This window comes from Pseudomonas sp. CG7, from assembly GCF_023701885.1.
GTDB classification, from domain to species: Bacteria; Pseudomonadota; Gammaproteobacteria; order Pseudomonadales; family Pseudomonadaceae; genus Aquipseudomonas; species Aquipseudomonas zanjanensis.
The window spans coordinates 23,901-35,472 of sequence record NZ_JABAEE010000066.1 but is presented as its reverse complement, the minus strand read 5'-3'; the positions used below and the strand labels follow the sequence as shown (position 1 = coordinate 35,472).

Annotated in this window: 7 protein-coding genes; 6 read left to right on the top strand and 1 reads right to left on the bottom strand. The window is 55.4% G+C overall.

Going from position 1 to position 11,572, the window contains the following annotated elements; translation table 11 throughout:
- Positions 1 to 98: 98 nt before the first annotated feature.
- From HGO40_RS23080 to HGO40_RS23055, 6 genes are all read left to right on the top strand, one after another.
- Positions 99 to 755, top strand: a complete 657-nt coding sequence (locus tag HGO40_RS23080; RefSeq protein ID WP_250964886.1) for a DedA family protein — start codon at positions 99 to 101, stop codon at positions 753 to 755.
- Between the two features lie 5 nt (positions 756 to 760).
- The gene (locus HGO40_RS23075) at positions 761 to 1,573 is read left to right on the top strand and encodes a M90 family metallopeptidase (protein ID WP_250964885.1); all 813 of its coding nucleotides are present in this window, start codon (positions 761 to 763) and stop codon (positions 1,571 to 1,573) included.
- A 253-nt stretch (positions 1,574 to 1,826) separates the two neighbouring features.
- The gene (gene ppa, locus HGO40_RS23070; RefSeq protein WP_018611265.1) at positions 1,827 to 2,354 is read left to right on the top strand and encodes an inorganic diphosphatase; all 528 of its coding nucleotides are present in this window, start codon (positions 1,827 to 1,829) and stop codon (positions 2,352 to 2,354) included.
- A gap of 197 nt (positions 2,355 to 2,551) precedes the next feature.
- On the top strand, positions 2,552 to 3,283 hold the full coding sequence (locus HGO40_RS23065) for a LexA family transcriptional regulator (RefSeq protein WP_250964884.1): 732 nt from the start codon (positions 2,552 to 2,554) through the stop codon (positions 3,281 to 3,283).
- Between the two features lie 541 nt (positions 3,284 to 3,824).
- Positions 3,825 to 4,595 (top strand): HNH endonuclease, encoded by a 771-nt coding sequence (locus HGO40_RS23060; RefSeq protein ID WP_250964883.1) that lies wholly within the window; start codon positions 3,825 to 3,827, stop codon positions 4,593 to 4,595.
- A gap of 77 nt (positions 4,596 to 4,672) precedes the next feature.
- Positions 4,673 to 6,025: an anti-phage END nuclease gene (locus HGO40_RS23055; protein ID WP_250964882.1), complete on the top strand. Its 1,353-nt coding sequence runs from the start codon at positions 4,673 to 4,675 to the stop codon at positions 6,023 to 6,025.
- Positions 6,026 to 6,608: 583 nt separating this feature from the next.
- Here HGO40_RS23055 and HGO40_RS23050 read toward each other — a convergent pair.
- Positions 6,609 to 11,507 (bottom strand): DEAD/DEAH box helicase, encoded by a 4,899-nt coding sequence (locus HGO40_RS23050; protein ID WP_250964881.1) that lies wholly within the window; start codon positions 11,505 to 11,507, stop codon positions 6,609 to 6,611.
- Positions 11,508 to 11,572 lie beyond the last annotated feature (65 nt).

The following is an 11,572-nucleotide window of genomic DNA, read 5'->3' as shown; positions in this document are numbered from 1 at the left end:
CAGAAGGGTATAAGAGACAGAAGCTACACACTCCGTAGCCATACTCAAAGCCAGACCCACCCGCCTGCCGAGCCGGGCCGCCACCACAGGTGCCATACATGGATTTCAACCCCCTCGACCTCATCCTGCATCTCGACGTCTACCTCGACATGCTGGTGACCAACTACGGGACGTGGGTCTACGCCATCCTGTTCCTGGTGATCTTCTGTGAAACCGGCCTGGTGGTCATGCCGTTCCTGCCGGGCGATTCCCTGCTGTTCATTGCCGGCGCCGTCGCCGCCGGTGGCGCCATGGACCCCGTCCTGCTGGGCGGCCTGCTGATGCTCGCGGCCATCCTCGGCGACAGCACCAACTACCTCATTGGTCGCACCGCCGGCGAAAAACTCTTCAGCAACCCCAACTCGAAAATCTTCCGCCGCGACTACCTGCAGCAAACCCACGACTTCTACGCCAAACACGGCGGTAAAACCGTGACCCTGGCGCGCTTCTTGCCGATCATCCGCACCTTCGCCCCCTTCGTCGCCGGCGTCGGCAAGATGAACTACCTGCGCTTCTTCGGCTTCAGCGTCCTCGGCACCGGCCTCTGGGTCGGCGGCCTGGTGACCCTCGGCTACTTCTTCGGCAACGTGCCCTTCATCAAGCAAAACCTGTCGCTGCTGGTGGTGGGCATCATCCTGCTGTCGCTGCTGCCGATGATCATCAGCCTGGTGCGCAGCAAACTGAGCCAGCGCGCCTCGAAAGCCCAACCGCGCTGATCGCCATGTGGTCCCTGAGCAACTGGCGCCGCCGACGCACCCTCGCCAAACACCCCATGGCCGAGGACACCTGGCAGCGGGTGCGCCAACAATTGAGCTTCCTCGACGGCATCAGCCCCGCCGAGGACCAATGGCTGCGGGAAGCCTGCGTGCTGTTCCTGCATGACAAACACCTCACCGCCCTGCCCGGCGTCGAACTGCACCAGGAACAACGCCTGCTGCTCGCCGCCCAGGCCCAATTACCGCTGATGCACCTCGGCGAGCTGAACTGGTACCAGGGCTTCCACGAAATCGTCCTCTACCCCGACGACTTCCTCAGCCCCCAGCGGTACCGCGACGCCAGCGGCATCGAACACGAGTGGGACGGCGAACACAGCGGCGAGGCCTGGCCCCAAGGCCCGATCATCCTGGCCTGGGACGGCGTCATGGCCAGCGGCGGCTGGGACGGCTACAACCTGGTGATCCACGAACTGGCGCACAAACTCGACATGCTCAACGGCGACGCCAACGGCCTGCCCCCGCTGCACGCCGACATGCGCGTCAGCGACTGGGCCGAGGCCATGCAGCAAGCCTTCGACGACCTCGACCGCCAACTCGACCACAACCCCGACGCACACACCGCCATCGATCCCTACGCCGCGGAAAACCCGGCGGAGTTCTTCGCCGTCACCAGCGAATACTTCTTCAGCGCCCCGGACCTGCTGCACCAGGCCTATCCACGGGTGTATGAACAGCTCAAGGCGTTCTACCGCCAGGATCCGTTGGCCCGACTGCGGCAACTTCAGGCCGAAGATCCGGTCTATCAGGCGTCATACTAAGGTCTAGGGTTTGTACGAAAAGTCGCCGAGCGGCGATCAGGCAAGGCGAAAACAGGCGAGGAAGCGGAGTTGACTGGTTGTCAATGAGCATTCCGAGCCTGTTTTCAACGCAGCATGATCGTCGCGCAGGCACTTTTCGTACAAAGCCTAAGACCCTGGTAGCGTGGCAACAGCGGCGGAATATGCCTATAATCGCCGCCACTTTTTGGTCAATCCGACCAGTCATTTGGTCAACTAACGGGGGCACCGCCCAATGAGCTACAGCAAGATTCCGGCTGGCAAAGACCTGCCGAACGACATCTACGTCGCAATCGAAATCCCGGCCAACCACGCCCCGATCAAATACGAAATCGACAAAGACAGCGACTGCCTGTTCGTTGACCGTTTCATGGCCACCCCGATGTTCTACCCGGCCAACTACGGTTACATCCCCAACACCCTGGCCGACGACGGCGACCCCCTCGACGTGCTGGTCGTGACCCCATACCCAGTGGCCCCAGGCTCGGTCATCCGCGCCCGTCCAGTCGGCATCCTGAACATGACCGACGACGGCGGCGGCGATGCCAAAGTCATCGCAGTGCCACACGACAAACTGTCGCAACTGTACGTCGACGTGAAGGAATACACCGACCTGCCACCGCTGCTGATCCAGCAGATCGAGCACTTCTTCGCGAACTACAAAGATCTCGAAAAAGGCAAGTGGGTCAAGATCGAAGGCTGGGCCGGTGCTGATGCCGCCCGCGAAGCGATCATCAAGTCGGCTGCCGCCTACAAAGGCTGAAGCAGTACTTGAATAAAGAACCCCGGTTTGCACCGGGGTTTTTTTATGCCTTAATGGCCCTTAATACGCTCTCGTATTGACATCGTTTAAACACGTTTAGCCCGCGCCTTTCAAATCCCGCAAACGGAAAGATCGTCTTATATATTTGAACGACTTGTTTATTGCCGAAAACACAGTCGTCCCTAAACTTTCCGTTTATGAAAATACTTTCCAGTGGCGACCGCTTCCGAGCCCTTCTAAAAGAAGCGAACATCCGATCCGCCGACTTCGCGAAGTTATACGGCGTGAAATCCCAACACGTGAACAACTGGTTCAACCGTGGCATCCCGCCCGGGCGCATCCACAGCATCGCCAGCCTGCTGACCGTCAGCCCGGAATGGCTCGCCCACGGCGAAGGCCCGCAAACCCCATTGGGCCTCGGCCCCGGCATCACCTATGAAGCGGCCGAAAACGATGGCGTCTACAGCGTGGCGGAACCCACGGACATCGAACTGCCCTTCTACAAGGAAGTCCCCATTGCCCCCGGCGAAACCAAAACCCACATCGTCGAAATCCCCGACCAATCCATCCGCCTGCCCCGCAGCCACCTCGAGTCCCTGGAAATCGACCCCAGCGACGCCATCTGCATCACCATGGTCGGCGACAGCATGGCCGAACGCATCGAAGACGGCTCCACCCTCGCCATCGACCGCGGCCTGACGCAAATCGTCGACGGCCAAATCTACGCCCTCGAACACGACGGCATGCTCCGCATCAAATACCTGCACAGAATCCCCGGCAACCGACTGCGCCTGCGCAGCCACAACAGTGCTGCTTATCCGGATGAAGTCTTCAGCGCCGAACAAATCGACGCACAACACATCCACGTGATCGGCTGGGTGTTCTGGTGGTCAACCCTCAACAAACAGAGACCGCCGGTGTTCGATTGACCAACCCGAACGGACAGACAGGCAGCTCCTTGTGGTGAGGAGCTTTTGTGGCGAGGGAGCTTGCTCCCGCTGGGCTCTGTAGGAGCTGGCGAAGCCTGCGATCTTTTGCTCTTTCACCCCTAACCCAATGATTCCACACCACTTACCACTGGGCTTCCGAAGCAAACCCGCGTATCCTCCGCCCCACATTTGCGAGCCCACGCCTCGCACCGACAAGGCAGATCACTTTCTGACCAAGTCCCACAGCCGGCCGCAAGAGCCGGATGTACGTTTTGAAGGCTGGTAAGGTTTGTCAAAAACGAGCTGAATCAGTCAACGAGAAGCCGGCCATAAGCCGGCTTTTTAATGCCTGAGCTTTTCCATCCCCCCATCCAATATCCCGCCCGACGACCAAACAACGTCGCTCGTAAGTATCCCCGTGCTCGACAGCAAAGGTCATCGAACAGCGTATGATTCCCAAACGCCACCAGAAGAGAATATTCTGACGACATATTGCGCTGCGTCCTACAGCGAAACGGGAACCCTACGGATAGCCCCCGCCATGTCCTCTTCACCTATCAGCAATCAATCCAATCCGCCCTGGAGCCGTGACGAACTCGTCCTAGCCCTGAACCTGTACCTTCTTCACCGCAATGGTTTACCCGGAGTGAATCATCCGGAAGTCCGAGCCCTATCACAGAGCCTTAATCTCATTGGCACCGCTACAGGTGTGAGCAAGAACCAGAGTTTTCGTAACACCAATGGTGTCTGCATGAAGCTCAACAATTTCCGTCGTTGGGATCCGAGCTACACCAACACTGGTCGCACAGGTCTTGCAAAAGGAAATAAGGACGAGGAATTGGTATGGCTGGAGTTTGCTAATAATCCCGAGCGTCTGGCCGAAGTCGTAGCAGCCATCAAGGCGAACGTCGGAACCACTTCTTCTACCACGCCGATGGATCTAAGTGCGGAGGAAGAACCGGGCTTCTTCGAAGCAGAGGAAGGAAAAGTGCTAACTCGCGTGCACCGTGTACGGGAAAGGGACAAAAAACTCGTAAAACGAAAAAAGGACGAAGCCCTCAAGAAGCACGGTGCTCTCCAGTGCGAAGCCTGTGATTTCAACTTCAGCAAAACATATGGCCCGGACATCGAAGGTGTTATCGATGTGCACCACACTAAGCCACTGCATACGCTCCAACCTGGCGATAAAACCAAGCTCGCGGACCTCGCATTGTTGTGTGCCAATTGCCATCGAGTGGTGCATTCACGCCGTAAGTGGCTGAGTGTGACCGAGGTCAAGGACCGCTACCGAGCAGCCAAAAACAAGGCCTAAACTGGGCCTAACCCACATCTTTCTGAAAATTCATGACAGCCCCGTTTGATGCTTGCAATTATTGAAAGGACTCAACATTGAAACTGATCGCCAACCGCATCAATGGAACACACCTTAGGGATTTATTACCTACGTTGTCAGATGAGACGCAAGTGGACAGCGTGCTGGCTGCCGTGGCTTACGGTAGAAGCGCATCAGATATCACCCAGGATCTGGTGGGACACTCGGTATCCAATAAATTACGGCTTGATTTATGGATGCGCTACGACCATACGGTGCCGGTCTCGATTGAGCTACTAAACCGCCTGTTCAAGCACCAAAAGGACAATGTGTTCACTCGGTTCGTACCAGACCGTTTCCACCCCAAAGTAATTTGTTGGAAAGGCTATGGCGCTTACATTGGCTCAGCAAATCACACTGATAATGGCTGGTTAACCAATATCGAAGCGGGAATATTTATCAACGAGGATGAACTGGTTGCCAACGGCATGGACACTCAGCTGGAAGATTTTTTCGATTATTTGCGCGAACTTGACGTTGCCATTCCCATTTCTGCGGACTACATCGCCGAAATGGAACGTCTGAATGCCTTGAACAAAAATGCTTACGCCGCAGCGAAAAAAGCCAGGGAACATGAAGAATGGCATGGCCCTAGCTTTGTAGGGAACAAGGTTGCCTTTGATCGGCGCAAAGAAAACTTCAAAAAAGAATGGTTGGAAACACTAGGGATATTGCAAGGTATCCAGCAACAGCTCTCAGACTACCGCCCCATTTGGGTAGATGAAAACGTCCCAACAGCTTGGCAGGTAGACCAATTTCTCCATGCCTACTACTACAATCATGTGGGCGACAATTTGCGTAAGCCTTATGAGGACTACTACAAACGACATCGGGCCGATCCTCAATCTGCGCTGAAAGCAGAATTTAAGTGGTGGCACGGTCTGCAGTCCGCCCCCTCATATGAGGATTTCACGCTTTACGAAGGAGCACCGAAAATCCGCAAGCTGCTTGACCAGGAAAAAGTACTTAGCCTGAGCGTCGATGAGGTTGAAACCCTATGCCGTAATACCCATGCCACAATGAACCATGTCATCAAAATTCCCATGTCCGTACTGGGCCTTCCAAATGTGCAGTACATGGACAAAGAGGGACGCGTGAAACTGTTCGCGTCGCTTATCATGAGCGAGCGTAATAGCAAAGGATGGGATATTCGCAAGCTGCTGCACTACGTTCTTTATGAAGGCGCGTCATCGACCATCTGGGAGCGTCTTTACCATGCGGGTCGTGATTCGAACTACACCATTCCCCGCTACGGATTGAACTCCATTGCCGAGGTTGTTGGGTGGGCAAGACCCGAAGTGGTACCCCCTAGAAATGGTCGTACCAGCAAAGCTCTGCGTGCCTTGGGATTCGATGTGAAAGTCTATTGAGCGTAACCGTCCGGCCAGCTCACCCTCCTGCCATCGGCGATAACAGCATGGGTAGCCTACAAGCTGTCCATGCCGTTAGTTTGCTCATTTCTTTTTTATCTCCCAGCGTCAAGCCAGTCCGAAATAGCGCTCGAAAAACACTACCTGCTTGCCCAGTACCAGTTGCTTCGGTTGTTCGCTTACAAGGGCTATATAGCGAGCACGGGCATTTGCCGCGGCATAGGTATATGCGCGTTTCCGAGATTAATGTTCGGTAGCGTCGGAGATCGTTGTGGGCTACAGAAGTTCTAGGGCCCTAAGGTTTCTAGTGGCAGAACGAGCCGGGGTGTTCTGGCCAGATACGCAAATCAACCAATGGCAGTTGATGCGGCCCGTTCAGCGGATGCGAACGAGGCGAAAGTTTTTAACGTCGTTACCAGGGCGACGTGGTGGACCGTTGCGGATCGATAGGGATCGCTTGGGACGGACACTTGTTAACATGAGAGTTCCGGGCTGGCAATCAGCAGGTGCTCTGCCTTGGTTGGGAAAGGGTGGCCCAACCAAGGCAGTAGTTGACTGAATGCTCAGCGTTCTATCGGATCAACTAGTTATCTGTCCCGAGATCGAGTTTGGGCAGCGCCTTGACGATTTTCTGGGTCTCCAGGCTGACGGTGACCACGCGCTGGAATAGCTCAAGTGGATACTTGGGGTTGCCCATGGTTTCGACGGCCCAATCGTTGGCGTCGTTGACGATGCCGCTGGTTTTGTCGGTGCGCACGGCCTGGCGCTCCATCACCCAATCCAGCGCTGCCTTACCGTTGACCACGTAATCCCAGGCCGCCTCGGGGATGCCCTTGAGGGTGATGCGGTGGTTGTAGATGACGGTGGTTTTGTCGCCCTTCTTGGCGAACTTCATCTTCTCCACGCGGTAGTCGGCGTCGCTGAGCATGCCCTTTGCCTCGATGGTCAGGGGGTAGGGCTCGACAGTTTCGTAGTTCAGGTGGAGGTCGGCCAGGGCGCGGCCAGCATTGCTGAATGCCCAGAAGTCGGCGGCCTTCTTCACTGCCGGAATCCGTGGCATCTCCTTGCTTAAATTGTCGGCAAAGCGTTCGCGATAATCCGGGGAATGGAAAATGCCGTAGACGTAGTAGAACAAGTCTTCCTTACAAATCTGTTGGCCGGGATACACCGACTGGAAGTGCGTCAGGCCGGCGTCAGTGATCGCGTCCCGGCGATGTAAGCCGCCGCTTGCCTCGGCTGCGAAAAGGCCACAATCTTCTTTTGACACATCATCGTAGATATAAAGTGGAAAACACTGATAGCCCCCCATGCCAGGAGCCAAGTTCAAGTCATGTATGTGCCTGGTTACGAGTGCAGAAAAACCTTTATCTCCACCTAGCCCCGGAACACAGATACCCACATTTTCCTGTTTGGTATCGGGAAATATTCGAGGCATCTGATACTGGCTCCACACTAGTGCTTTTTCGTTGTAAAGCCACATCTTAGAAAATGGTCTATATAGCGCAACAGTCTTACTTTCTGGATAAAACTCTCGATTCAAACCGCGCACCAAATCTTTTAGTAAATTAGGTGTCCAACTGATCTTGGCGGGATCGTTATTAACAAAATTCGGCGCTGCCTCTTCTTTCTCTTGCTTACTTTTAGCGCCATACAATGAGGAAAATCTGGCAACCTCGTTATTGTAATTCTCAATCATAAAGCTCATGTTTTTAGAAAGGCCGCTGCTTGAGCAGTTATAGCCCCATACATCTCGCTGGGTTTTTACCCCATATGAGAAGCTTTCAAAAATCTTAAGACTGGTGCCTTTCTTGTCACCCATAACGATATGCTGCCCAAAGCTATCATCACGATGCTTTAACCAGTCCCCATGAATATCTGGACTAATGAATTGCCACGAATTAATACCTGAGATACTTGCATAGCTGGCGATTATTTCAAGCTTTTCTTCTCGATTTAGATAGTCGCCGATATCATGGAAATAAATCTTTCCATGCTCCTTCGCATTTGGATTTTTAACTAGAAGCGAGATAGCAATAGGTGCTCGACTCCCACTACCAAAAATCTTACCCCCCTCTTTGCGAGAGGTCTCTCCGCTAGTGCGCTGATTGCCACGCAAATGAAATATGTAGAGGCTAGAAAACTCCTCTACTAAGCACTTACGAAGACCATCAGCTGTATTAGCTTCGATAAAGCCTGCATTGGTAACAAAGCCAATAATCCCTGCGTCACCGATTCGATCACTAGCCCAGCGGATGGCACGTATATAGCTATCGTACAAGGCTCGAACCATTGTCAGATTAGATCGAGTTGCGTAAGTAGCTCTTATACGGCTATCCAATGAGGGATAGCTAATATTCTGATTATTGTCATTCGCATCTCCTTGGCCGACTGAATACGGAGGATTCCCGACAATCACCCGTATATCCAAATCCTTTTGACGCTTTCGCCGGGCACTGTTGTCCTCCAGCAGTGAATCCACCAGATCGTCCTTCTCATACATCTGGAAGGTATCGGTCAGACAGATGCCTTCAAACGGGGCGTACTCGTCGATTATTTCGCCGTGGTAGGCCGCTTCGATATTGATGGCAGCAATGTAGTAGGCCAGTAGTACCAGCTCATTAGCGTGGATCTCGTGCCGGTATTTGTGCGGCAACTCTTCCGGCTTGATCAGTCCGGACTGGATCAGGCGGGTGATAAAGGTTCCTGTGCCAGTGAATGGGTCGATAATGTGTACGCCCTTACTACCTAGAGTTTGGCCGAACTCCTTTTGCAGCAGGTGGTTGACGCTGTGGAGGATGAAGTCCACCACCTCGACCGGGGTGTAAACGATGCCCAAGCGCTCGGTCATCTTGGGGAAGGCGTTGCGGAAGAATTTGTCGTACAGCTCGACGATGATCTTCTGCTTGCCTTGGGCGTTGTCGATGCCGGCAGCGCGTTGACGAACGCTGGCGTAGAACTTTTCCAGTGTGTCGGCTTCCTTGGCCAGGTGATGCTCATGGAGCGCGTCCAGCACGCCTTGCATGGCCTTGGACATGGGGTTGTGGCTGGCGAAGCTGTACTCCTCGAACAGCGCATCGAACACCGGCTTGGTTACCAGATGCTGGGCAAGCATTTCGACGATCTCGCCATCGCTGATGCTGTCGTTGAGATCATCGCGCAGCTCAGCGGCGAAGGCCTCGAAAGTCGCTCTCTCTTGGGTATATTCAGGGTTCTCCAAAATGCCCTGGATACGATCGATATGGGTGCGGGCGATCTTGGCGATATCGTTGGCCCAGTCTTCCCAGTGGTGGCGGTTGCCGCACTTGGAGACGATCTTGGCGTAGATGGCCTTCTCGATTTCCCCCACCTCATAGGCCAGTTCGGCCTGCTGGGTCATCTGACCCTCGACATCGTACTTAGCGCGTTTCTCACCAATGCCGTACTGGCCTTTGCCTGCCTGGCCGTTGCTGGTGCTGCTAGCTTTCCTGGCCTTTTTCTCGGCCTTGTCGGTGATGGCTATGACTTCCATCTTGCGCGGGTCAGAGCCGATCAGGTCGAGCTTGTTGACCATGGCGTCGAAGCTGTCGTCGTGCGAGCGCAGTGCCTGAAGCACCTGCCAGACCACTTTGTAGGTCTGGTTGTCATTGAGCGCTTCGTGGGGCTCCATGCCGGCCGGAATGACCACGGGCAGCACCACGTAGCCGCGCTTCTTACCCGGTGCGTTGCGCATTACCCGGCCAACGGACTGCACCACGTCCACCTGGGAATTACGCGGGGTGAGGAAGAGCACGGCGTCAAGCGCCGGTACGTCCACACCTTCAGACAGGCAGCGCACGTTGCTGAGGATACGACAGGTGTTGGCTGGCGGTTCTTCCTTAAGCCAGTTGAGCTTGGCTTCCTTGGCACTGGCGTTCATGCCGCCATCGACGTGTGCGGCTTCGCAGATGATGCGTGAGGACTCATCGATGTTTTCTGACTCCTGATAAGCCTCCACCACCGACTGGAACATGCTGGCGATGTTGATAGAGCTGACCTTGTGCTTGGTGCCCTTGTAGTTGGGCGAGATGACCTGGCAGAAAGCTACAGCACGCCTCATGGGCTGATCATCACCCACCAAGTTTTCGGCCAATCCCTGCTTGGCCAGCGCCTTCCAGCAACCGACTATCTTGGCGGCGTCGTCTACCTTGAGCTGATTGTTCTCGTCCTTCAGCATCTCCTGAAGGCGGCGGCTGATGGTGCTCTCCTCGACGGTGAGTACCAGTACCTTGTAATCGGTGAGCAGGCCTCGCTGAACGGCCTCGGAGAAGTTGATGACGAACAGCTCTTTGCCGTAGAGCGCTTCGTCATCCATCGAGCACAGGGTGACTTCGCCGGACTCGGCCTTGAGCTTGGCGTTGTCACCGTAGATGCGCGGCGTGGCGGTCATGTACAGACGTTTGGTGGCGCGGATGTAGTCGGCATCATGAACGCGCACAAAGTTGCTTTCGTCATCGTCGCCAAAGGTGGCCCCCGTGGTGCGGTGCGCTTCGTCGCAGATCACCAGCTCGAAAGCGGCCAGGCCATGATCAGCCTGGGCGCGGCAGATTACATCGATGGAGTGATAGGTGGAGAACACCACGCTCATGTGTTCGGCATCGTGACGCTTGAGCATTTCCGCTGCGAGGCGATCTGCCTTAGTGGTGGCCGGGTAGCGTAGCTCGTGGGTGAACACCTGAACCGCGTCATCCTCTGCTTTGCGCTTCTTACCTACGTCGCTGTCGGAGCAGACGGCAAAGCTGTGGAGCGGGGTTGCGCTTTCCTGCGTCCATTCGGTGAGGGTCTGCGACAGTAGCGACAGGCTGGGTACTAGGAACAGTACACGCTTGCCCTTGCCGGCCTGCTGCTCGGCAATTTTCAGGCTGGTGAAGGTCTTGCCGGTGCCGCAAGCCATGATCAGCTTGCCGCGTTCGGCGTCCTTGAGGCCCGCGGCCACGGCATTCAGCGCGGTTTGCTGGTGCTCGCGCAGTTGCTTCTTGGCCTTGAGGGCGACGGCCTGATTGGGTTGATACTTGGCCCAGTCAATTTGGCTGTCTTCCAAGGCTTGTAGGTCGATCTTACTGACAGGGGGCTGCTGGCCTTGCAGCGCATCCTCGGCGTGCTCGCTCCAGTTGTTGGTGGTGGCAACAATGACGCGGTGCGAGAACGGCGCCTTGCCCGAGGCGGTGAAGAAACTGTCTATGTCCTTCTTCTGGACTTTGTAGTCCTCGGCGTACAGCTTGCACTGGATGGCGTGGTACTCGCCGGTGCCCTGGGTTCGTGCCACCAAGTCGATACCCGAGTCCTTACCGCTGAGGCCCTGCTCCTTGGCCCAGTTGGCGAATGTCCAAACCTTGTCGTACAGATCACTGTAGGTGGCTTCGTTACGCAGGTAGGCGCAGATCAGCTCTTCGAAGTAGGTGCCTTTCTCGCGTTCGGTAACGGAGGCGGAGCGGTAGGTGTTGAGCAACGCGGAGAGGGCAGACATCGGTAAAAATTCCTTTTGTACTACGTCAGGCGCATCGCGAGCGCCAAATCGGCCCAGTCTAGCAA

Coding starts and splice junctions, on each gene's coding strand:
- HGO40_RS23080 (WP_250964886.1), top strand. CDS start 99: ATGGATTTCAACCCCCTCGACCTCATCCTGCATCTCGACGTCTACCTC.
- HGO40_RS23075 (WP_250964885.1), top strand. CDS start 761: ATGTGGTCCCTGAGCAACTGGCGCCGCCGACGCACCCTCGCCAAACAC.
- ppa (WP_018611265.1), top strand. CDS start 1,827: ATGAGCTACAGCAAGATTCCGGCTGGCAAAGACCTGCCGAACGACATC.
- HGO40_RS23065 (WP_250964884.1), top strand. CDS start 2,552: ATGAAAATACTTTCCAGTGGCGACCGCTTCCGAGCCCTTCTAAAAGAA.
- HGO40_RS23060 (WP_250964883.1), top strand. CDS start 3,825: ATGTCCTCTTCACCTATCAGCAATCAATCCAATCCGCCCTGGAGCCGT.
- HGO40_RS23050 (WP_250964881.1), bottom strand. CDS start 11,507: ATGTCTGCCCTCTCCGCGTTGCTCAACACCTACCGCTCCGCCTCCGTT.